The organism is Curtobacterium luteum (assembly GCF_014646995.1).
GTDB lineage: Bacteria > Actinomycetota > Actinomycetes > Actinomycetales > Microbacteriaceae > Curtobacterium > Curtobacterium luteum.
In genome coordinates, this window is record NZ_BMOI01000001.1 from 1 (window position 1) to 23208 (window position 23208).

At 74.0% G+C, this 23208-nt stretch carries 15 protein-coding genes and 1 tRNA gene; 11 read left to right on the forward strand and 5 right to left on the reverse strand.

What is annotated here, in order from left to right:
- The first annotated feature begins 122 nt into the window (after positions 1–122).
- From gltX to IEY20_RS00050, 10 genes are all read left to right on the forward strand, one after another.
- Positions 123–1610, forward strand: coding sequence for a glutamate--tRNA ligase (gene gltX, locus IEY20_RS00005; RefSeq protein WP_175328994.1), 1488 nt, complete (start codon positions 123–125; stop codon positions 1608–1610).
- A gap of 26 nt (positions 1611–1636) precedes the next feature.
- Positions 1637–2614 (forward strand): NAD(P)/FAD-dependent oxidoreductase, encoded by a 978-nt coding sequence (locus tag IEY20_RS00010; RefSeq protein ID WP_229727771.1) that lies wholly within the window; start codon positions 1637–1639, stop codon positions 2612–2614.
- A gap of 45 nt (positions 2615–2659) precedes the next feature.
- Positions 2660–2734: transfer RNA gene (locus IEY20_RS00015), tRNA-Gln, on the forward strand.
- 649 nt (positions 2735–3383) lie between these two features.
- A complete protein-coding gene (locus IEY20_RS00020) occupies positions 3384–6179 on the forward strand; it encodes an alpha/beta fold hydrolase (RefSeq protein ID WP_175328995.1) in 2796 nt (931 codons plus the stop codon).
- 331 nt (positions 6180–6510) lie between these two features.
- Positions 6511–7407 (forward strand): glycosyltransferase family 2 protein, encoded by an 897-nt coding sequence (locus tag IEY20_RS00025; protein WP_175328996.1) that lies wholly within the window; start codon positions 6511–6513, stop codon positions 7405–7407.
- Entirely contained in the window at positions 7404–8366 is a 963-nt protein-coding gene (locus tag IEY20_RS00030; protein WP_175328997.1) for a glycosyltransferase family 2 protein, read from the forward strand. The genes IEY20_RS00025 and IEY20_RS00030 overlap by 4 nt, the downstream gene beginning before the upstream one ends.
- Positions 8363–11953, forward strand: coding sequence for a glycosyltransferase family A protein (locus IEY20_RS00035; RefSeq protein ID WP_188888818.1), 3591 nt, complete (start codon positions 8363–8365; stop codon positions 11951–11953). The genes IEY20_RS00030 and IEY20_RS00035 overlap by 4 nt, the downstream gene beginning before the upstream one ends.
- Positions 11940–14330, forward strand: a complete 2391-nt coding sequence (locus IEY20_RS00040; protein ID WP_175328999.1) for a PIG-L family deacetylase — start codon at positions 11940–11942, stop codon at positions 14328–14330. The genes IEY20_RS00035 and IEY20_RS00040 overlap by 14 nt, the downstream gene beginning before the upstream one ends.
- Positions 14315–15226 (forward strand): glycoside hydrolase family 16 protein, encoded by a 912-nt coding sequence (locus IEY20_RS00045; protein WP_175329000.1) that lies wholly within the window; start codon positions 14315–14317, stop codon positions 15224–15226. The genes IEY20_RS00040 and IEY20_RS00045 overlap by 16 nt, the downstream gene beginning before the upstream one ends.
- A 208-nt stretch (positions 15227–15434) precedes the next feature.
- A complete protein-coding gene (locus tag IEY20_RS00050; RefSeq protein WP_229727772.1) occupies positions 15435–16019 on the forward strand; it encodes a class I SAM-dependent methyltransferase in 585 nt (194 codons plus the stop codon).
- A 16-nt stretch (positions 16020–16035) separates the two neighbouring features.
- Here IEY20_RS00050 and IEY20_RS00055 read toward each other — a convergent pair whose 3' ends face one another.
- From IEY20_RS00055 to IEY20_RS00070, 4 genes are all read right to left on the reverse strand, one after another.
- Positions 16036–17226, reverse strand: a complete 1191-nt coding sequence (locus tag IEY20_RS00055; protein ID WP_175329001.1) for a glycosyltransferase family 4 protein — start codon at positions 17224–17226, stop codon at positions 16036–16038.
- Positions 17223–18815: a lipopolysaccharide biosynthesis protein gene (locus IEY20_RS00060; protein WP_175329002.1), complete on the reverse strand. Its 1593-nt coding sequence runs from the start codon at positions 18813–18815 to the stop codon at positions 17223–17225. The genes IEY20_RS00055 and IEY20_RS00060 overlap by 4 nt, the downstream gene beginning before the upstream one ends.
- The gene (locus IEY20_RS00065) at positions 18815–19741 is read right to left on the reverse strand and encodes a beta-1,6-N-acetylglucosaminyltransferase (protein WP_175329003.1); all 927 of its coding nucleotides are present in this window, start codon (positions 19739–19741) and stop codon (positions 18815–18817) included. Before IEY20_RS00065 ends, IEY20_RS00060 begins: the two co-directional genes overlap by 1 nt.
- Before the next feature lie 91 nt (positions 19742–19832).
- Positions 19833–19994, reverse strand: a complete 162-nt coding sequence (locus tag IEY20_RS00070; RefSeq protein ID WP_022903341.1) for a hypothetical protein — start codon at positions 19992–19994, stop codon at positions 19833–19835.
- Positions 19995–20139: 145 nt separating this feature from the next.
- On the opposite strand from IEY20_RS00070, the gene IEY20_RS00075 reads away from it, so the two are divergent.
- Positions 20140–21441 (forward strand): glycosyltransferase family 2 protein, encoded by a 1302-nt coding sequence (locus tag IEY20_RS00075; RefSeq protein WP_175329004.1) that lies wholly within the window; start codon positions 20140–20142, stop codon positions 21439–21441.
- Positions 21442–21751: 310 nt separating this feature from the next.
- Here the strand turns inward: IEY20_RS00075 and IEY20_RS00080 are convergent, their stop codons facing one another.
- Positions 21752–23083 carry a glycosyltransferase gene (locus IEY20_RS00080; protein ID WP_188888820.1) on the reverse strand — a complete coding sequence of 444 codons (1332 nt, stop codon included), beginning with the start codon at positions 23081–23083 and terminating at the stop codon, positions 21752–21754.
- Positions 23084–23208: the final 125 nt, after the last annotated feature.

The window sequence follows — 23208 nt, forward strand, 5'->3', positions numbered from 1 at the left end:
AGTAGGACGCCGCCGGACTCAACGTTGCAACACCAGGGAGCCCCTGACCACCACGTGGTCAGGGGTTTTCTGCGTTCCCGGCCCGGTTCCGCCGCCACTTGGCCCGGTAGGCTGTGGGGGTCATGACTGCACCGTTCACCACCGCTTCCGGCTCCGATGTCCGTGTCCGCTTCTGCCCGAGCCCGACGGGGACGCCCCACGTGGGTCTGATCCGCACGGCGCTCTTCAACTGGGCGTACGCGCGCCACACGGGCGGCAAGCTCGTGTTCCGCATAGAGGACACGGACGCCGCCCGCGACAGCGAGGAGTCCTACGAGCAGATCCTCGACGCGCTCCGGTGGCTGCGCCTGGACTGGGACGAGGGTGTCGACGTCGGCGGACCGCACGGGCCGTACCGGCAGTCGCAGCGAACCGACGTCTACGAGGACGTGATCGCGAAGCTCCGGGCATCCGGCCACGTGTACGAGTCGTTCGTCACGCCCGAGGAGATGGAGGCCCGCAACCGGGCAGCCGGCCGTGACCCGAAGCAGGGTTACGACAACCACGAGCGCGACCTCACCGACGAGGAGCGCCAGGCGTTCCGCGACCAGGGGCGCGAGCCCGCGCTGCGGCTCCGTGTGCCCGATCGTGACCTCTCGTTCGACGACCTCGTCCGCGGGGAGATCACGTTCAAGCAGGGCACGTTCCCGGACTTCGTCGTGGTCCGTCCGAACGGCAAGCCGCTCTACACGTTCACGAACCCCGTGGACGACGCCCTGATGGGCACCACCCACGTGCTCCGTGGCGAGGATCTCCTGTCCTCCACCCCGCGGCAGATCGCCCTGTACGAGGCGCTGTACGAGATCGGCCTGGCGGAGTCCATCCCGGTCTTCGGTCACCTGCCCTACGTCATGGGGGAGGGCAACAAGAAGCTCTCGAAGCGTGATCCCGAGTCGAACCTGTTCCTGCACCGTGCGAACGGCATGGTGCCCGAGGGGCTCGTGAACTACCTCGCGCTCCTCGGGTGGTCGATCGCACCCGACCGTGACGTGTTCTCGATCGACGAGATGGTCGCGGCGTTCGACGTCGCCGACGTGAACCCGAACCCGGCGCGTTTCGACCAGAAGAAGGCCGAGGCGATCAACGGCGACCACATCCGGCTGCTGGCTCCGGACGACTTCCGCGACCGCCTGCTGCCGTACCTGACGGACTTCGTCGCGTCGCCGCCGACGCCCGAGCAGGCAGCGGTCCTCGCGGCCGCCGCACCGCTGGTGCAGGAACGCATGCAGGTGCTCAGCGAAGCGCCGGCCATGCTCGGCTTCCTGTTCACGGCGGACGACGACCTGGTCGTCGAGGACGACGCCGCAGCGACGCTCAAGGACGACGCCAGCGCGGTGCTGTCGGCGAGCATCGCGGCACTCGAGCCGCTGGACGCCTGGGAGTCGCCGGCGATCGAGGGTGCGCTGCGCACCGCGCTCATCGACGGCCTCGGGCTGAAGCCGCGCCTGGCGTTCGGCCCCCTGCGGGTCGCGGTGTCCGGTCGGCGGATCTCGCCGCCGCTCTTCGAGTCGATGGAGATCCTGGGCAAGGACTCGACCCTCGCCCGGCTCCGCTCGCTCGCGGCCCGCTAGCGGTCGTGGACGCCAGGAGCGACGGGGTGGGGCAGGTCTCGCGTCCTGCGACGTCGGCCGGGACGGACGCCGGGGTCCTCGTGGTTGACGTGGTGGTCGTCGGCGCCGGGCCGGCCGGGTTGAGCGCCGCGCTCAACCTCGTCCGCGCGCGGCGGACGGTGCTCCTGATCGACGCCAACCGGCCGCGGAACGCCGCCACCCTGCAGTCCCACGGCTTCCTGACGCGGGACGGCATCTCGCCGCTCGAGCTCCGGAAGCTCGGTCGAGCCGAGGTCGAGGCGTACCCGGAGGCGACGGTCGTGCAGGCCGTGGTCGACGAGGTCGTCCCCGAGGGGGCCGGGTGGCGCGTGCACGCGACGGGTCGCGGAACGGCCGTCTCCGCGACCGCGCGGGCGGTGGTGGTCGCCACGGGCCTCCGGGAGGAGTTCCCGTCGCTGCCGTCGCTCCGAGCGTTCTACGGCACGTCCGTGCACAGCTGCGTGGAGTGCGACGGGTACGAGAAGGCGGGAGAGGCCCTCGCGTTCGTGTGCGAGACGCCGGACGTCGTGGACCGCGCGCTGTACCTCGCCGCGTGGACGGACGACCTCGTGGTCTACACGAACGGCGCACCGACGCTCGACGAAGCCGGACGCGAGCGGCTCGCCGCGGCCGGCATCCGCGTCGACGAGCGACCGGTCGCCGACCTCGAGGGCGACCGCTCCGGCATGACGGGCGTCCGGCTCGAGGACGGCCACGTGGAGCCGCGGACGGGCGGGTTCGTCCGGCCGACCTGGCACGTGGACCTCGACTGGCTCGGGGCGGACGTCGAGCGCGATGCCGAGGGACTGCTGGTGGTCGACGCGTCCGGGCGTACCGGTGTCCCCGGCCTCTACGCGGTCGGCGACGTGACCCCGCCCGGGCCCGAACAGCTCATCGTCGCGGCCGGTCACGGAGCGCGGACGGCCTCCGCTGTCCACCGCGACCTGGTCGGTGGTCTCAGAGACGTCCGGGATGCTGTACAGTAGTTGATCGTGCCCCGGGCGACCGGGACACGAGGCCGAACGGCCTCTTGGGGTATGGTGTAATTGGCAACACAGCGGTTTCTGGTACCGTCGTTCTTGGTTCGAGTCCAGGTACCCCAGCCACCATCGTGAAACGGCCCCCGACAGATGTCGGGGGCCGTTCTCGTTCCCGGTGCGTGGCGCCCGCGGCGCGCTGGGCGTCGACCGCGGTCCGCGGCGACACGCCGGTCGTGAGTCGCTCTGGCCAGCGCGACACGCGGTCCCGCAGGAGCGACACGCCCGACGGTCGTCTCACCGGCGAGATCCCTCGGCAGCAGCCGCGTCCGTCCACCTGCGCCTGTCCACATGCGCCTGTCCACCCCACGCGTCGTGGCCGCGCGGGCAACCGGCCGTCGTCTGCGCTGGGAACCGGCCGTCGCGCCCGCGGACGATCGGCCCTCCGGTGCTGCGGGGAACCGCAGACCGTCCGGGACTCCCGGGCCGCGAGGGCACCCCGGTCGAGCGCGCGGTGCACCGACGTACGGTGCGCGCGCAGTGTGGACCGGTGCGGGTGCTCGCGGACCCTCGGGGCCCGCTTCCGCGTCCCTGTGCGGATCGACAGGGTCCGCCCCGTGGTCCCGCACACCCGGTCGGACCGGTGCCGCACCCGGAGCTGGTTGCGGGGAACCGCACGACGTCGCCACCCTCGCCCGCTGCGGTCCGCCCGCGCCGTACCGTCGCAGGGTCACCGCACGTCCGCGGTGCCAGCAGCCGAGCCGCCAGGGGAGACTCCGTGCCCACACCCGTCACGACCAGCAGTGCGCCGTGGAACCACGTCCCCGTGATCGAGGCGGCCGACGACCACTCCGTCCTCGACCGGTGGGACCGGGTCGTGGCGGCGCACGGCGACGCGCTGGCCCTGACCGGATCGGGTCCCGACCGGACGTTCGCCGAGACCGACCACGCCGCGCGGGCACTCGCCCGGGTGTTGGCGTCGACCCTCCGGCCCGATGACCACGGCGGTGCCGGCGTCGGACCGGTCCGCGGTGGCGCGTCTCGGCCCGTCGGCCTGATGAGCGGGCAGACCGCGGACACCGTCGTCGCGGTCCTGGCCCTCGTGCGGGCCGGACGGACGGTGGTGGTCCTGGACGACCACCTGCCGGCGGCTCGGCTGACGCACGTCGTGCAGCTCGCCGGCGTCGAGGAGATCGTGGCGACCGCAGCCCTCGCGGACCGGGCGACCGCGGCCCTCGGGGACGTCGACGGCCGGGTGCACCTGCTCGGCGCAGTGCTGGCCGAGGCTGCGGTGCTGGCCGAGGCGGCGGTGCTGGACGAGGCGGCGGTGCTGGACGAGGCGACGGTGCAGGGCGAGGCTGCTGCGGCACACGACGACGGGTTCGCGCCGGACCCGGCGCCACGACCCGGTGGGAGCGACCCGCTCGTCATCGTCTTCACCTCCGGGTCGACCGGCCTGCCGAAGGGCGTCGTCGTGACGCACCGGCAGCAGGTGCGGGACGCCGAGGCCGACGCGGTGCTGCTGGGCTTCGGGCCCGGCGACCGGCTCGGCATCGCGGCGCCGCTGTCGTTCACGGCCGGGCTCATGTACGCGCTCGCCGCGCTCATGGACGGCAGCGCGGTGGTCGTCCTGGAACCGCGAGACCGCGGCGTGGAGGGCACCCTCGCGGACCTCGAGGCGCACGGTGTCACCGCGATGCTCTGCACCCCGCACATGCTCCGGTCGATCGTCGGCAGCGTCGCCGGCGCCGGCCGTGGACCCCGGGCGGGACTCACCGGCCTCCGCGTCGTCGTCACGGTCGGGGAACCGAGCACCGGCACCGACGTCGCCGCGGCTCGACCCCACCTCGGGCCGGACACGGTGCTCGTCAACGGCTTCGGTGCCAGCGAACTGGCGAGCGTGGCGTTCTGCCCCGTGGGTCCGGACGACGCGGTCCCCGACGGCGTCGTGCCCGCCGGTTGGCCGATCCCCGGCAAGTCGCTCCGGATCGAGCGCCCCGACGGCAGCCTGGCCGAGGTCGGCGAGACCGGTGAGCTCGTGGTCGTGGGCGACGGGCTGACCACCGGCTACTGGGGCGCACCCGACCAGACGGCGCAGCGCCTCGGCCGCACGGACGACGGCACCCCGACGTGGCGGCAGGGCGACCTCGCCAAGATCGACGAGGCCGGGCGACTGGTCCTCCTCGGCCGGGCGGACGACGCCGTGAAGGTGCGCGGCTACCTGGTGGAGCCGAGCGAGGTCGAAGCGGCGCTCCGGGCCGTGCCCGACCTCCTGGACGTCGTCGTCACGGCGCTCGTGGAGCCCCCGGCGGTGACCCGGCTGGTCGCGTACGTCGTGCCCCGGCCCGGCCACCGCACCCCGGCGCCCGCGGCGCTCCGCAAGGCGCTCCGGGAGCGCCTGCCCGAGTACATGGTGCCCGCGGCCATCGTCCCGATGACCGAGCTGCCGCGCAACGAACGCGGCAAGGTCGACCGGTCCGCACTGCCGGGCGCCCCCGAGGTCGAGGCCGACATGACCGAGGCGACGTACGACCAGTGGGAGCTCGTCCTCGGGCAGATCTGGGCCGAGGTGCTCGGGCTGCCGGGCGTGCCGCTCGACGAGGACTTCACCGCGCTCGGCGGCGACTCCCTGTCGGCCGAGGAGATGCTCGCGGTCGTCCAGGAGCGGCTCGGAGTGGACCTGCGGTCCTCCGAGCTCCTCGAGCACCCCACCCTGCGCCAGTTCGCGCGTCGGGTCCGGTCCGGCACGAGCGCGCTGCCGAGCCACCCGGACGTCGTGAAGGTCTCCACCGCTCGGACGCCGGGCCGGCCGCCGGTCTTCTGCTTCGCGGGCGGCGGTGCGCTCGCCCTGACCTTCCTGCCGCTCTCGCGGCACCTCACCGAGCACGACGTCTACGCGTTCCAGCAGCACGGTCTCGAGCGCCGGGGCGTGCCGGACTGGAGCATCGAGCGGAGCGCCCGGCGCTACCTCGCGCTCATGCGGGTGGTGCAGCCGCGCGGCCCGTACCTGCTCGTCGGGCACTCGCTCGGCGGCCTCGTCGCGCTCGAGATCGCACGGCTGCTCGTGGAGAACGGCGAGCAGGTCGCGCACCTGGCGCTCCTCGACACCTACCTCCCGCGCACGAAGAGCGAGCAGGCGCGCCTGCTCTTCAGCCGGATGGAGCCGCGCCCGCCGCGGAACCCGGCCCTGCGTGCGCTGCGGACGGGTGTGGACCGCGTCGCGGGGCGCATCATGCCCGCGGGCGTCCCGTACGGCGCGCAGGCCGCGAAGCGCCTCCGTGCGTACGCCGCCGGCGTCGTGCGCTTCGGCGGGCAGGACGACTTCGACGCCTTCTTCGACCAGGCCGAGATCGTCACCCGACGGCACCACCCGACACCGTTCCGCGGGCGGTCGACCTACGTCCTCGCCGACGCGAACCCCGATGCGGACGGCTGGGGCGCGATCCTCGTCGGTGACACGGCGACGGTCCGCATGGCGTGCGAGCACACCTCGTTGCTCCGCGAACCGCACGTCGCCGAACTCGCGGCGGCGCTGCGCGCCGCGTTCGCGGACGCACCCGTCACGACCGGTTGATCCCGGCTCTGCGGGGCGCGACCCCGTGACGGCCTGGAGGCGCGTGTCGAGCCCGGCACGCGCCTCCAGGCCGTCGTCCGGTGGGCCGGGGAACCGCGGCCGGCACCGGTTGCGGGTTTCCGTATCCGCACCCGAGGGTCCGCAAGCGGCCCCGCAGCGCATTGACCGGCCATCCCGGCGACGCGAGGGTTGAGGCACAAGGGGGAGGACCCGCCCTCTTCGCCCTCCCGGCGGCGTCGTACCCGCGCCCCTGCCGGACCGCGGACCCCGCGTCCGCGCCACGTCCGAACGCACCGAACACGGCAACCTGAACCCGACAGGAGCACGTCCAATGCCCGCCAACACCGTCCGACCCGCAGACCCCCGGGTCTCCGTCGTCATCCCGGCACGGAACGAAGCCCGCAACCTCGAGATCATCCTGCCCAAGCTGCCCCCGGTGTACGAGGTGATCCTCGTGGACGGCAACTCGGTCGACGACACCGTCGCGACCGCGCAGCGGCTCATGCCCGACATCCGCGTGGTGCACCAGACCCGCAAGGGCAAGGGCAACGCCCTCGCCTGCGGGTTCGAGGCCGTGACGGGCGACATCGTCGTGATGTTCGACGCCGACTGCTCCGCCGACCCCGACGAGATCCCGCGTTTCGTGCAGGCGCTGACGGACGGGGCCGACGTCGCCAAGGGCACCCGCTACGCCCTCGGCGGTGGCAGCGACGACATCACGATCGTCCGCAACCTCGGGAACCGCGGACTCAACATCGTCTGCAATGCCATCCTCGGCACCCGCTACAGCGACCTCTGCTACGGCTACAACGCCTTCTGGGCGGACACCCTGCCGGCCATCGGGCTGCTGTCTTCGACGCTCCCGAAGCCGACCGACGGGTCGATGCTGTGGGGCGACGGGTTCGAGATCGAGACCGTGCTGACCTGCCGCTGGTCGGCCGCGGACCTCCGCATCGCCGAGGTCGGCAGCCACGAGAAGCTGCGGGTGCACGGGGCGAGCAACCTCAACGCCGTGACCGACGGCATCCGTGTGCTGACGTCGATCATGCACGAGCGCCGTCGCGCGTCGCAGGCGAAGAGCCGTGCACGTGTCGCCGCCGCCGCACTCACGCTGCCGGCGCCGGTCTCGCCGATCGACGCGCCGACCGGCGAGATCACGGCACCCGTCAGCGCCGCCACGGAGCCGGCCGTCGTCGACGCCCGCGCGCTCGACGGGGACCTCGCGTGACCAGCGTCGCCGTCGTCATCTGCGCCTACACGCAGCTGCGGTGGGGCGACCTGCAGGACAGCGTCGAGTCGGCGAAGCGCCAGCCCGAGCACCCCGAGGTCGTCGTCGTGATCGACCACGAGCCCGAGCTGTACGCACGGGCGAAGGCGCGATGGCCCGAGCTGCGCGTCGTCGAGAACGCCGAGGACCGCGGCCTGTCCGGCGCCCGGAACACGGGGGTCGCGCTCACGGACGCCGACGTCGTCGCGTTCCTCGACGACGACGCCACTGCGGACGACGACTGGCTCGGACACCTCCTCGCCGCGCTCGAGGACCCGGAGGTCGTCGGCGTCGGCGGACGCGCGACGCCGTCCTGGCCCGACGCGACCGGCTCCGGTCCGTACTCCGACGAGCTGCTCTGGATCGTCGGCTGCAGCTACGCGGGCCTCCCCGAGACCGCCGGCGACGTGCGCAACGTCATCGGCTCGAGCATGGCGTTCCGCCGCGAGGCGGTCCTCGCCGCCGGTGGGTTCCGCTCCGGCATCGGCCGGGTCGGCAACCAGCCGCTCGGCTGCGAGGAGACGGAGCTCTGCATCCGGCTCGCGCAGGCCCGGCCGGGCACCCGGATCCGGCACGAACCCCGGTCGAACGTCTCCCACCGCGTCTCCGCGGACCGGGTCACCGTCCGGTACCTGCGGCGCCGCAGCTACTACGAGGGCATCTCGAAGGCCGTCCTGAGCCGTCGTGTCGGCACGGGCGACTCCCTGTCGAGCGAGTCGACGTACCTCACCCGGGTGATCCCCGGGGCGATCGCCCGTGAGCTGCGGGCAGTCGGCCGCGGAGGCGGCGTCCGCGCCGCCGCCATCGTCCTGTCGGTCGCCTCGACGATCACCGGGTACGCGGTCGGCCGGCTCCTCGGCGGCCTCGTCGTCAGCGCACCCGTCACCCCCGCGGTCCGCCAACCGATCGGCACACCATGACCAGGACGACCCTCAACCGGGTGCTCCGCCCCGTCGTCGACACGTCGCTCGTGCCGACCTGGGACGGCGCCGTCTGGATCGGCGAGGTCGACCGCGCCGAACTCCACGGCGGGGGCCACCGCGACGCCGTCGGCCTCGCCGGCGCCGAGGGCTACCGGCGCGCACGACTCCTCGTGCGCGACCGGGGCGAGCCCGTCGGCTTCGTCGAGGCGGAGGTCACCGACCGTCGCCGCGTCGGACCCTCGATCGAGCTCCGCACCCTGGAGCGTGCCGTCCGGCACATGCCCACCCCGGAACGACGTCCGGCCGCTGATCAGGCGTTGCCGTCCGTCACCGTGGTGCTCTGCACGGACGGGGACGCGGGCGCGACCATGCGCTCGGTGCTGGCGTCGCGGGGCGTCGAACTCGACGTCGTCGTCGTCTCGACCGGCGCCGACGGCGACGGCCGCACCGAGATCGGCGGCCGGACCGTCACGACCGTGCCGGCCCCGGGCGGCGGACTCGCCGCGGCCCGGAACGCCGGACTGCTCGCCGCGACCGGCGACGTCGTCGCCTTCCTGGGCAGCGGGGCCGTCGTCGACCCGGACTGGGCGGCCGCCATCGCGGCGCCGTTCCTGCAGGACGACGACGTCGCCTGCGTGACCGGCCTGGTGCCCACCGCCGAGATCCGCACCCCGGCGCAACGCTGGCACGACGAGCACACGCCGGCGGCGCGGACGATCCGGCGGCGGGTGTTCCGCCGCGAGGACGAACCGGCCGACGCGCCCCTGCACCCCTTCGCCGCCGCCGCGTACGGCACCGGCGCCAACCTCGCCGTCCGCCGCCGTGCCGCGCTCGCCATCGGCGGGTTCGACACCGCATTCGGGCCGGGGACCCGCGTCGGCGGCGGCGACGACCTCGACCTCTTCACCCGACTGCTGTTCGCGGGTTCCGCGATCGCCGTCGAACCCGCCGCGATCGCCTGGTGGCGCCCCGCGGACGACTCCTCGTCGCTCCGCCGCACCGCCGCCGCGCACGGCCACGGACTCGGAGCCTGGATGACCAAGAACGCCCTCGACCGCGACACCGTCGCCGCGACCGTCGACACCGTCCCCGATGCCATCGCCGCGTTCGCGCGGCTCGGACTCGAGCAGGGCGACCCGGTCACGGAGCTCGGTGGCGAGCGCGGACGTCGCGTCGCCGGACGGGTCCCGAGCGGGGCCACCGCGGTGGCGGCGTCCGGCGCGACCGCGGTCGACCCGGGGCCCGCCTCGGTCGAGGCCGCTTGGACCGACACCGCCCGCCGACTGCGTCGCGTCGAGCGGCGCTCGGTCGTGACGGCGCCGTTCCTCGCGCTCGCCGAACGCCTCGGGGGAGCGGGCACCATCGACCGCACCAGCCGGGGACGGCACGAGCTCGCCACGGCTGCTCCCGCTCCGGTCGCGACCGGGGTGATGGGACCCGCCGCCCGGCTCACCGCCGCGGCCCTCGTCGTCGTCACCTTGCTCGCGGCTGCGATCGGTGCCGCGTTCGACGTCCCCGTGCTGCGCGGTTCGGCCGTCGGCGTGTTCCTGTTCGCCGTCGTCGGGATCGCCCCGATGCTGCTGCTGCGCCCGATGCCCCTCGCCCGGTTCACGCTCTTCGCGGTGTCGACGTCGATCGTCGGCACGATCGCGATCGGCTACACCATGGCCACGGCCGGCCTGTGGGCACCCGTGGTGCCCTTCGCCGCCGTGGTGCTCCTCACCGCGATCGCGGTCGCCACCGCCGTGCCGCGCGACCTCCGCGACCTGCACCGGCAGCGACTCGATCGCGCCGCGCAGCCGGACGGCCGCCGCTGGACGTGGACGACCACCCGGACGGTGACCGCTGCGTCGGTCGCGGGGCTGCTCGTCGTGGTGGTCGCAGCCGTCACGCACGTCGGCGACCCCGTGCCGGACGGCCTGTTCGGCTCGCTCGGGGTCGGTCTGCCGGTCGGGCTCGCCCTGGTCGTCGCGGCCGCCGTCGTGGCGCTCGTGCGCGGCAAGGGCGTCGCGGTGCCGGTCGTCGTGCTCGGCGGCGTCGTGCAGCTCGCGCAGGCCATCACGTACGGCATGCCGACGGTCATGGCCGCGGCCCGGCACATCGGCGTGCTCGAGTACATCCGGCAGTTCGGCCGCACCGACCCCGCGTCGGACATCTTCCAGACCTGGTCCGGCCTGTTCGCCGGCGGTGCGTGGGTCGCGGACGTCGGTGGCATCGTCGACGCGATGACCATCGCGGCGTGGGTGCCGGTCCTGCTGGCCTTCACGACGACCATCGGCGTCGGCGTGCTCGCGGCGCACTGGCTGCCCGGCGCCCGTCGTCCGTGGATCGCGGCGTTCCTGACCGCCATGACGGGGTCGCTCAACACGACGTACTTCTCGCCGCAGTCCACCGGGATCCTGCTGTCGGTCGCGATCCTCGTGCTCGCCACCGGGACGCTGCGCCGCGCCACGGTGACGGGCGAGGACGGCGAGCCGGTGACGGTCCTCCGTCCGCAGGCGGTCGGGCTGTCCCGGCTGATCGGCATCGCAGCGATCAGCATCGTGCTGGCCGTCACGCACCAGATCTCGCCGTACCTGACGGTGGCGGCGATCGTCGTGCTGGTCGTGTTCCGCCTGCTCCGCCCCTGGTGGGTGTCGCTCGTCGTGCTCGTCCCGGCGGTCGTGTTCGCGCTCCTCAACGGCAGCATCCTCGACAAGTTCCTGTCGCTCGCCGCGGTCGGCCAGGTGCTCACCAACGTCCAGCCGCCGGCGCACGACATGACCGTGCTGCCGAAGCCGCTCGTGACGCGGCTCGCGTTCGACGTGCCGGCGGCCGCGCTCGTGGTGCTCGGACTCGCCGCGATCATCACGGTCCTCGTCCGTCGCGACCGTGTGCACTGGGGGCTGCTGCTCGCCGCCGCGAGCCCGATCTCGCTCCTCGTCGCGACGAACTACGGCCAGGAGGGCATCTTCCGCGTCGTGCTGTTCGCGACCCCGTGGATCGCCGTCCTCGCCGCCGGCCTGCCCGTGCCCGGAGGTCGTCTCGCCTGGGCGGGCCGGCTCGTCCGCCGCGTCGGACGTCCCGTCGCGGTCCGGTTCGTCGCCGTCACGGTCCTCGTCGCCGGGCTGGTCGCCGTCGGGTCCTTCGGGCAGACTTCGCTCGACTGGAACCGGGTCCCGACCCGGAGCCAGGCCGCCGCGATGCAGTTCTACGACCGGACCGCGCCGAAGGGTTCGATCATGTTGCTCACCGGGTCGGCGAACGCCGTCCCGAGCAACATCGGGTCCCGGTACTTCGACGTCGGCGCGCTCTCGCGCGAGGTGTTCGGTGCCTACCCGGCCAGCGAGGACTACGACGCCACGGCGGACGTCTCGAACGTCACGCGCAAGCTCGTCAGCACCTGGGCGGCGACGAAGTACTACGCGATCGTGGCCGCGCCGTTCGGCGCCTACGATGAGCGGTACGGGTACCAGAGCGAGTCCGACTACCGGGAGCTGTCGGCCGCCATGGCGGACTCGCCGTACTGGAAGCCCGTCTGGTCGTCCGGCACGACCGTCGTGTACGAACTCACGCCCGAGGGGCTCCGCCATGGCGCAGCCTGAGGAGCCGCAGCGCCGACGGTCAGGGTCGGTCCGGTTCGTCACCGCCGCGGTGACGGCCCTGACCGTCGTCCTGGCGATGACGACGGTGCTCGGCGCGCGTGACGCTGCGGACGCGGCGACGACCGACCCCGGGGCCGGCGCGGACTGCCGCGCCGGACGGGTCCTGGACGTCGTCGCGCACCCCGACGACGACCTGCTCTTCCAGGGCACCGACCTGCGGGCGAGCATCGAGGCGGGCGCCTGCGTCCGGACCGTCGTCGTGACCGCCGCCGACGCGGGCTACCCCGCGTGGTACTGGCGCGAACGGCAGACCGGACTGGTGGCGGCGTACGCGTCGATCGCCGGGGTCGACCCCGCGACGACCACGAGCACCATCGCGGTGGCGGGCAAGTCACTCCGGCTCGAGACCCTGACCGCGGACCCCCGCCTCAGCCTCGTCTTCATGGACCTCCCCGACGGGAACCTCGGCGGGAACGGCTTCTGGGCGACCGGGTACACGAGCCTGCAGCAGCTCTACCAGGGGTGGGTGCAGACCCTCTCCACGATCGCGGACGCCCCGTCCCCGGCGACCTACACGCTCGCTGAGCTCCGCGCGACGATCGCCGGCCTCGTCAGCGGGTACGCCCCGACGGCCGTCCGGACGCTCGACCACTCCGGCGGGTACGGCGACGGCGACCACAGCGACCACCACACCGTGGCGTACCTCACGGACGCGGCACAGCAGCAGTACACCGGAGCGCACACGTTCACCGGGTACATCGGGTACCCGATCGAGGGACGGCCGACGAACCTGACCTCGGCCCAGGTCGCGGCGAAGTCGTCGGCGTTCTTCACCTACGCCGCCCACGACAGCGAGACGTGCGCCACCTGGACGGCGTGCTCCTCCCGTCCCGAGTCGTCCTGGCTCCAGCGGCAGTACACGGTCGGACAGGCGGATCCGTCGCAGCCCACGAACCCGTCGGATCCCGGCAGCGACCGCACCGACGTCACGGGGTCGGCGACGGTCACCGTCAGTGCGGAGAACCCCGCGGACGGCCAGACCGCGGCGAAGGCCGTCGACGGCGTCGTCTCGGGCTACCCGGCGAACCCGTCGGCGGAGTGGGTCGCCCCGAACGGTCGCGCCGGGACGTGGATCCAGCTGTCGTGGTCGTCCGCGAAGGCCCTGTCGAGCATCGACCTCGCGGACCGACCGAACAGCGACGACCAGGTCACGGGCGGCACGCTGACGTTCTCCGACGGTTCGAGCGTCGCCGTCCCGGCGCTGCCGAACAGCGGCACGCTGCAGCAGGTCACCTTCGCGGCCCGATCGGTGACGTGGGTGCGCTTCACCGTCACCTCGGTCAGCAGCAGCACCCGGAACACCGGGCTCGCCGAGTTGCGGGCGTACACGTCCGGCTCCGGGTCGACGACCCCGCCGCCGACGACCGTCGACGTCACGTCGGCGGCGACCGTGACCGCGAGCGCCGAGAACCCGGCGGACGGCCAGACCGCGGTGAAGGCCGTCGACGGCGTCGTGTCCGGCTACCCGGCGAACCCGTCCGCCGAGTGGGTCGCCCCGAACGGTCGCGCCGGTACCTGGCTCCAGCTCACCTGGCCGTCGTCGACGTCGCTGACGGCGATCGACCTCGCCGACCGGCCGAACACGACCGACCAGGTCACCGGCGGGACCCTGACGTTCTCGGACGGGTCGAGCGTCGCGGTGTCGGCCCTGCCGAACGCCGGCACGGTCCAGCGGGTGTCGTTCGCCGCCCGGAGCGTGACCTGGGTGCGGTTCACGGTGACGTCGGTGAGTAGTGGGACCCAGAACGCCGGGCTCGCGGAGATCCGGGCGATCGGCGCGTCGGGCACGGGCAGCACGCCGACGCCGACGCCCACGCCGACGCCGACGCCGACGCCGACGCCGACGCCGACGCCGACGCCGACTCCGACGCCGACTCCGACACCGACTCCGGCGCCCCGCGACGTCACGGGGTCGGCCACCCCGACGGCGAGCGCGCAGAACCCGGCGGACGGGCAGACCGTGCAGAAGGCCGTCGACGGCGTCGTGTCCGGCTACCCGGTGAACCCGTCGGCGGAGTGGGTCGCGCCGAACGGCCGGTCCGGAACCTGGATCCAGCTCACCTGGGCCTCCGCGCAGCGCCTCGGCCGGATCGAGCTCCACGACCGCCCGAACACCACCGACCGCGTCACGAGCGGCACCTTGACCTTCTCGGACGGTACGAGCGTGCGCGTGGGCTCGCTGCCGAACGACGGCTCGACGCTGGACGTCGACTTCTCCGGGCGGACCGTCACCTGGGTGCGGTTCACCGTCACCGGCGTCTCCTCCGGCACCCAGAACGCCGGGCTCTCGGAGGTGCGCGCGTGGACGACGACCTGACCCCGCCGTCCACGCTGACGACCGACGCCGCCTCGGCGCACGGTGCCGCCCCCGCGCACGGTGCGGGTCACTCGAGGCACCTCCGCCCGGCCGGCCCGGGCCGCCGTCGCCTCGGGCTGGCCGCGGGCGCGGTCGTCGTCACCGCCGGGATCGTCGCCGCGGCCGCCACCGGTGCGTCCTCGGGCACCGCGGTCGACCCCAGTGGTGAGACCATGCCGACCGCAGTTGCGGCCGGGTGGACGCGGGCGTTCTCGGAGGACTTCGCCGAGCCCACCGCGACCGGCGGGTTCGAACAGCCCTACGCGGACCGGTTCTCCGTGTACCACGGCTTCGCCGACACCGCGGGGACCGGTCGCTACTCCGCGTCCGCACTGACCGCGCACGACGGCGTGCTCGACATGCGGATGCGCACGACCGCAGGCGGGACCCCGCTCGCGGGTGGGATCGTGCCGCTGGTCGACGGCAAGTGGGGCGGCCAGACCGCCGGCCGCTACAGCATCCGCATGCGCAGCGACGAGGTCGACGGGTACGGCGTCGCGGTGCTGCTGTGGAGCGACCGGAACGTCTGGGCCGACGGCGAGGTCGACTTCCCCGAGGGCGCACTCGGAGCGCCCGCGTGGCTCAACGTGCACTGCCTCGCCGCGCCCGCGGAGAAGTGCGTCCACCTCGAGACCGCGGCCTCGCTGAAGGACTGGCACACGTACACGATCGACTGGACGCCGCAGCGCATGACGTTCTCGATCGACGGGCACGAGATCGCCTCGACGGACAAGGACATCCCGGTCGAGCCCATGCACTTCGTGGTGCAGGCCGGGTCGCTCGGTGGTGTGCCGCCGAAGGAGTCGGACGGGTCGCTGCTCATCGACTGGATCACGGTCGACGTGCCGAAGGGTTGACCCGACCCGGCCGACGCGCCCGGCCCGCGGCGCGTTCCGGGCGAGCCGCGCTACGGTCGCGGGGTGGTGGACCTGGACCGACGGCTCGTGGACCTGTACGACGTGGACAACCCGGACGGTCCGGACCACGACTTCTGGCGCGGTCTCGCCGACCACGTCGGCGCCCGGAGGATCGTCGACCTGGGCTGCGGCACCGGGGATCCTGACCGTGACGCTCGCCGGTGTCGACCGCGACGTGCTCGGCGTCGATCCCTCGGCCACGATGCTCGACGCCGCGCGACGACGTCCGGGCGGCGGGAGCGTCTCGTGGATCCTCGGTGACAGCCGCGACGTGCCGGCGGAGCCCCGCGACCTCGCGCTGATGACGGGGAACGTCGCACAGCACATCGGGGACGCTGCGTGGCAGCGCACACTGCGCGACCTGCGGTCCGTGCTCGTGCCGGGCGGCACCGTGGCGTTCGAGAGCCGGAACCCCGCCGCGCGGGCCTGGGAGGCCTGGACCTCCGACGGGCGGTCGACCCGGGTCACGGCGGCCGGTCCGCTCGAGGAGTGGTCCGAGGCCACCGAGATCGCTCCGGGCGTCGTCCGTCTCGTGGCGTCCAACCGCTTCGTCGACACGGACGAGACCCTGGCGTACAGCGAGGACCTGCGGTTCCGGGGCCACGACGAGCTGGTGTGCGACGTCGGTGCAGCCGGCTTCGAGGCGGTCGAGGTCTTCGGTGACTGGCAGCGGGGACCGCTCCGGGAGGACAGTCCGGTGATGGTGGTCGTCGCGTCGGCCGTCGGCGACTGAGCGCCGCCGCGGGCGCTCAGCGTCGGGCGTGCTCCTCGAGCGCGGCGAGGAGGGCAGCGACGTGCGGGGTCCGGCCGTACCGGGCACTGACCCACTCCCGGCAGCGGGCCCCGAGCGACGGGTCCGTCGCCGCCTCTTCGAGCACGTCGACGATGCGGGCCGCGAGGGCCGCCGCGTCGCTCGGGTCGACCGTGTACCGCGCCCACTCGCCGGAGAGGATCTCGGCCGTGCCGCCGGACGCGGCCGCGACCACCGGCGTGCCGGTCGACATGGCCTCGACGACCGTCCTGCCGAAGCCCTCGGGTTCGACGGACGGGACGACCACGAGGTCCGCGGCGTGCAGGAGCGGGAGCACGTCGTCACGCTCCGGGAGCAGGACGACCGAACCCTCGGGGAGCGCGTCGACGGCCCGCTGGACGGCCGCCTCCTCGTCGGGGTAGAGCGCGCCGGCGAGGACGAGGACGGGCGCGGTGTGTGTCGCGCCGCCCGCGGTCGGGCACGTCACCCGCCGTCGGACGGGAGCCGACGAACGGACGCGACCCCATGCCTCCAGGAGGGCGACCACGCCCTTCCCGCGGCTGAGCCGGCCGTAGTAGAGCACGACGGGGGCGTCCTCGGGCAGCCCGAGGCGCGCTCGCGCGTCGCGGGCGGCGGACTCGGTCGCCGGGGGGAACTCGGCGGTGTCGACCCCGTTCGGCACGATCGTGGTGCGGTCACGGGGCGCCCCCACGGCGGCCCACGCGTCGGCCATCGCGGCGGACACGGCGAGGTAGCGGGTCCGGCCGCCGGCGAAGGGCCGCAGCCGCCCGTAGTTCGGCGCATGGTGCAGGTGCACCGCGAGCGGGACACGGGACACGGCGGAGACGACGCGACCGTAGGGCAGGTACTCGGGCCGGTTCAGCCAGATGACGTCGGGTGCCCAGCTGCGGAGCCGCAGCCCTTCGCGGACGAAGCGGACGACGTCCCGCAGCGCGGAGCGGACACCGAAGCGCGGGTCGGTGCCGTGCACGAGCCGGACGCCGAGGCGTTCGAAGGCCGGACGGCCCTCACCCGCCCGCGGCATCCCGTCGTCCCGGTGCCAGACGAGGACCTCGTGGCCCGCGGCGACGAGCTCCTCGGTGTCCTCGAGGACGCACCGCTCCAGGCCGCCGGTGATCGCCAGTCCGGAGGTGACGAGAGCGATGCGGAGCGGCCGTCCGGTGGTCATGCGGTCCCTCCTCGGGCGGCACGGAGTCGGCGGACGAACCATGGCAGGCACGCGACGGCGCCGGCCATCCGGAAGCAGTTCCAGAACAGGTCCTGGGGCACGAACAGCGACGCGACGGCGACCGTGAGGCCCGCAGCCACCGGCACGACGATCCGCCACCCTGGCCCGCGCCATGCCCGACGGTCGGGGAGCACCGCCTGCTGGAGGGCTGCGAGCACGACGTAGGCGACGACGGTCGACACGGCGGCGCCCGCGAGGCCGAGCCACGGCACCAGGAGGATGTTCGCGCCGATGTTCACGGCGCCGGCGATCGCGGCGATGACGCCGACGGCCACGCCCCGCCGTTCGATGACGAGCAGGCGTCCGGTCGCGCCGCTCGCCACCACCGGCAGCGCGGTCACGGCGACGATGAGCACGACGACGGTCAGCTCGTGCACCCGGTAGGACGCGGGGGCGAGGATCGGCAGGGCGACGGGCGACACGAGCGTCACGGCGAGCAGCACCGGCGCGAGCATGCGGTACAGCTCGTCGCGGGAGTGCATGGCGAGCTCACGACGGGCGACGGCGTCGCGGAGCGCCGCGAAGTGGGGTGCCCACGCCTGGTTCGTGAAGGAGAGCAGGAGGATGACGGCCGACCCGACGACGTAGGCGATCTGGTAGCGCGCGACCTCCTCCGGGCCGAGGAGCCGCTGGATGACGATGCGGTCGCCGGCGTTCAGCACGAAGTACGACAGGTTCCCGAGCGCGATCGGGATGCCCAGCCGGAACGCCCGGGCGGTGGTCTTCCGGTCGAACAGCCCCGCGATGCGGGGACGGGTCGCGACGATGCCGATCACCATCGCGATCCCCTGCGCCACGACCCCGCCCCAGGCGTAGGTGACCGCGTCGGCGTGCACGAAGGTGAGGAGGCCGAGCCCGATGATCGAGCCGCCGATCGACGACAGCAGGCTCGTGACGGCGAAGACACGGATCCGGTCCTGCGCCACGAGCAGCGCGAGGGACAGCTGCACGACCGCGGCGGGACCGACCCAGAGGACGGCGATGAGCAGCAAGGGGTGCTGCCCGACGAACCCGGCGGCGTCGCCCCAGACCGGGATGGAGACGAGCGAGACCACCGTGACGAGGACCGCGGTGGTGATGCCGACGCTCAGCAGGCCCCGCGCACGCCGGTCGTCCCCGTCCTCGGCGCGCTGGAGCACGGTCGCCTGGTCGAGCCCGGCCACGGCGAGCACACCGAGGGCCTGGTACAGGGCGATCGCGGACGCGAGCACGCCGAACTCGGCCGGGGGCATCAGGTGCGCGAGCACGGGGGAGATCAGCGACGACACGACGAGCTGCATCGACCAGACGACGACGTACAGCAGGCCCCGGCCGAAGAGGACCGACGACACCGTGCGCGTCGAGCCGGTGGCGGGTGCCGGGTCCGTGCCGGCCGGGTCCGTGCCGGCGGCGGGGTCCGTGCCGGTGGCGGGATCCGCGACGGCGGTGGGTTCCGCGACCGCGGTGCCGGTCGCGGCGGCGGCCTCGCGCGCTGCACGGGCCTCGCGGCGGGTCGTCGGCTGCGCGGCCCCGGTGTCCTGCGACGGCATCACGAGGGCACCACCTCGGCCGCCACGCGCTCGGGTCGTGTCGGCCGCAGCCCGAACGCCGCGTCGACGAGGTCGAGCAACTCCGCGCTCCGGTCGGTCGAGAACTTCCGTGCGAACAGCTGCGGGACCTCCCGGGCTTCGGCGACGGGCTGGGTCCGCCACTGGAACAGCCGGCCGGCGTCCGCGATCGTCAGCCACGGCGGGCTCTTCATCGCGGAGCCGTCCCACCCGATCCACCACAGCGAGTGCGGCAGGTGGGCCTGGCGGAAGCCCGGCGTCAGCGACTCGGTCCAGAGCACCGACGGCACGAACGTCTCGTCGGCGATCCACACGCGCTGCCAGAACCGGACGAGGTCCGGCCGGGTGTCGACGGCGCGCACGACGGCGTCGGCGTGCTCCCGTGCGAGGACCTTCAGCTGCGACCCACCGGCGGGCGTGACGCCGCGGGGGAGTCGACGCGGGACGGGGACACGGATCATGTGCTTGCGCCACGCCCAGTGCGGGAACCGCAGGCGCGGCAGGCCGCCCCCACGGCCCCACTCCGACCACGGCAGCGGGTGCACGCCGAGGAACGAGGTCCCGTGGTTCGCCTCGAGCAGCGCGGTCAGCTCCGCCGGGTTCCCGAGCGGGTAGTCGCTGCCGGTGAGGACCGCGACGTGCGACACGTCCGTCTCCGCGAGGGCGGCCCGGTAGCCCTCGACCTCGGCGGCGACGTTCTCCCAGCGCGCCCAGCCGGTGCGCATCCGCGGCAGCAGGCGCACCCGTGCAGGCAGGTCGGCGGTCATCGCGGCCCACACGTCGTCCGGCGTCCGCGCGTCGCAGTGCAGGAACACCGGGAACGGGTCGAGCGCCTCGATCAGGCGACGGACGTGTGCCGGGTCCTCGTGGGCGAGGACGACGCACGCCACGGCGGGGGAGTTGGCCATGTCCGCGACGCTACGGTGGCCGCCGAACACCGACAAGGCGGGGTCGGACCGGGTGCGGGGAAGCAGCGGTTTCCCGCACCCAGGCCCCTCATCAGCGTTTCTTGCGGAACCGGGGGCAGTCGCAGAGTGCGCAGTCGGTGCCGGGACGGTAGTGCTCGTGCGCGTCCCGCACGTGACCGCAGACACACGTCGGGGCGTCCTCGAGCACGACCTCGAGGACAGCGGAGGACTCGGGCATCGGGTCCAGCGGCATGCGTCCTCCTCGTGCCCCGACCTGATGCCCGGGATCCCCACGATCCTAGGGGAGCGCCGGCTGTCAGGTGGCGGCAAACCGCAAGGTCCGCGCACGCGCCGGGGCCCTCGTTGACCCCCGCACGCCACCACCGGAGCATCGGAGCATGACCGACCGTCCCACGATGACCGGCGTGCTCACCCTGCAGCCCGCGATGCCCGCCGCGGAGCCGCCGACCTGGCCCGGAGCTGCCTGGGTCGGTGCCGTCGACCGGCACCGGGCACTCGCAGCCGACGCGGTCGTGCTCGCCGACGCCGAGGGCTTCCGTCGCGCGCGGCTCCTCGTCCGCGACGGCCGCGAACTCGCGGGGTCCGTCGACGTCGCGATCGGACCGGGCGGCGCCCTGGACCCGGCCGAGACGGCACGCGCGTTGCGCGCACTCCGCGCCACGGGCCTCCCGGCCGGGCCGACGGGCGCGCCCGTCGGCCGCATCACCGTCGTCGTCGCCACCCGCGACCGACCCGAGGACGTCCGACGCTGCGTCGCGTCTGTCCTGGCGTCGGAGTGGGACGACCTCGAAGTGATCGTCGTCGACAACGCGCCGAGCACGTCCGCCACCCGCGACGTGGTCGCGTCGTTCGCGGACGCACGCCTGCAGTACGTCCTGGAGGCCCGTGCCGGGGTCTCGCGCGCACGCAACGCCGGTCTCGCGGCGGCCACCGGCGACGTCGTCGCCTTCGTCGACGACGACGTGGTCGTCGACGCGTGGTGGGCAGCGGCGCTCGCCGCCGCGTACGCCCGCGACGCGGACGTCGTGTGCGTGACCGGGCTCGTGCCGAGCGGGGAGCTCCGCACCCCGACGCAGCGGTACTTCGACGAACGGGTCACCTGGGCGCGCAACACCGACCGCCGGGTGTACCGGACCGCGGAGCCGCCGGCGGACCTGCCGCTGTTCCCGTTCTCGGTCGGGGCGTTCGGGACCGGCGCGAACATGTCGCTCCGGCGCGAGGCGGCGCTCGAGCTCGGCGGGTTCGACGTCGCCCTCGGCCCCGGCACCCCGGCGCGTGCGGGCGAGGACCCGGACCTCTTCACGCGGGTGCTGTTCTCCGGCGGGGCGCTCGCCGTGGAGCCCTCCGCGATCGTCTGGCACAAGCACCGCGCCGACCGCGAGGCCCTGCGATCGCAGGCACTCGGGTACGGGACGGGCCTCGGGGCCTGGGTCGCGAAGCTGATGAGCCGGCCCGGGACCGCCCTCGCCGTGCTCCGGCGGGCGATCGGGGCGCTCCGGCAGCTCGGCGCGCTCGGGCAGGGCAGCGGCGACCAGGTCTCGGCAGCGGTGGACGCGGTCGGCGGGTGGCCGGTGGACGACGAGTTCCGTGCGGCGACGGCGGGGCTCAAGCGGGCGGAGCTCGTCGCGGCGCTCGGCGGGCCGTGGCGGTACGTGCGCGGGCGGCTCGCGGCGCGGTAGGGCGCGGCGCCGGCGCGGGCTGGTCCGCGTGCGGGCTGGTTCCCGGGCGCGGGCTGGTCCGGGCGCGGGCGCGGGCGCGGAGCGTTGCCGGCGCGGGGGAGCGACGTGGCCGTTGTCGTGCGACGACGGCGGTGTCGTTCGTTGCGGGCGCGGGTCGTCGCGGGCGCTGGGGAGCGACGTGGTCGTTGTCGTGCGACGACGGCTCCGTCGGACGACCGCGACGCGCGCGCACCGGCCCGGCGGACGGACGGACGCGTACGACAGCGGCACCGAGCCCGGCGAACGGACGCGGGCCCGGCGGCGCAGCGCCTCAGGGACGGAAGCGCCCCTCCTCCACGTCACGCCAGAACCGCCGGCTCCGGAAGTACGCCGCCGGACCCGCCGGGAACCCGCGGAACTCGTGGTAGGCCAGGGACCGGGGGATGCGCGTGGTCGACGCCTCCGTGACGGTCTCCGGCGCCGCGTCCCGCTTGCCCGCCAGACGCGTGACGAGCTGCTTCAACTTGACCTTCGCCGCGATCGGCATGAGCCGGGTCAGCGCAGCGAGGTGCCGGCGGTCCTTCGCGATGAGCGCGCACATGAGCGCGGTGAACCCGACGCCGTTCGAGTGCAGCTGGTGGTGCAGCCCCTCGAGGTCCTGCCGGTGCGTGTGGTGCACGACGGCCTTCGGCTCGAAGCCGATCCGGCCGCCGCCCCACAGGATGTCGATGAAGATCGCGAGGTCCTCGCCGCCGCGCGCGGGGACACCGGCGCCGAGCACGGGGTCGAACCCGCCGGCCGCGCGGAACGCCGACGCACGCACGGCCCAGTTCGCACCGGCACCGTACCCGCCGATGCCGTAGACGGCGAAGTGCTTCCGCACGGTGCCGTCAGGGGCGATCGCGGAGACCCGGGCATGGCGCATCGCACCGGGCGCGTCCTCGGGGACGATCGTCACCGGCTCGAAGGTGCGCTCGCCGCTGAAGCCGCCGTAGTAGGCCTCGTACCAGATCTGCGCCGGGGTCGAGAGCTCCTCGGGCAGGATGAGCCCGGTCACCGCGGAGAGGGAGGGCTCGCGGACGAAGCGTGATCCGATCATCCGGAGCCACTGCGGGCTGATCCGGACGTCGTCGTCGGTGAACGCGATGACCTCGCCCTTCGCGGCGGCGACCCCGGCGTTCCGGCCGGCCGAGCAACCCGGTCGGCGCTCGACCACGAGGCGGACGTTGTGGCCCTCGAGGATGCCGGGCAGCAGGTCGTGCTCCGGCACCTTCACGCGGTTGTCGACGATGATCACCTCGTACCGGGGGTAGTCGAGCTGCTCCAGGACGCCGAGGAGCGTCGTGATGGTCTCGATCCGGGCGACGATCGTCGACACGACGACCGAGATGAGCGGGAGGTCCTCGTCCCGGACGACGTCGCCGGCGTCTGGGGCCGGTGCGTCCGCGGTCTGCGCGACGAGCGGCTCGACGGCGCGCCGGGCATCGGCCGGGTCGTCGGTGAGCAGCACGTCGAGCGTCGTCACCGGGAAGCCGCCCCGGTAGCCGACCACGAGCGCGGAGGAGCCGGTCTCGTCGGCGACGAGCTCGGGCAGCGGCGCGTCGAGGTCGAGGCTGACGACACGACGGGGGCCGGGCACGGAGACGGAGGGGATCAGGACCATGTCCGCGACGCTACGGAGCCTGCGCGCGCCGGACAACGGTCGCCGCATCCGACGGCGGGGTTCGTGCGGAACCCCGCAGGGCCGGCACGACGCGTTCGACGCCGATCCCAGGCGGCACGGGAAAG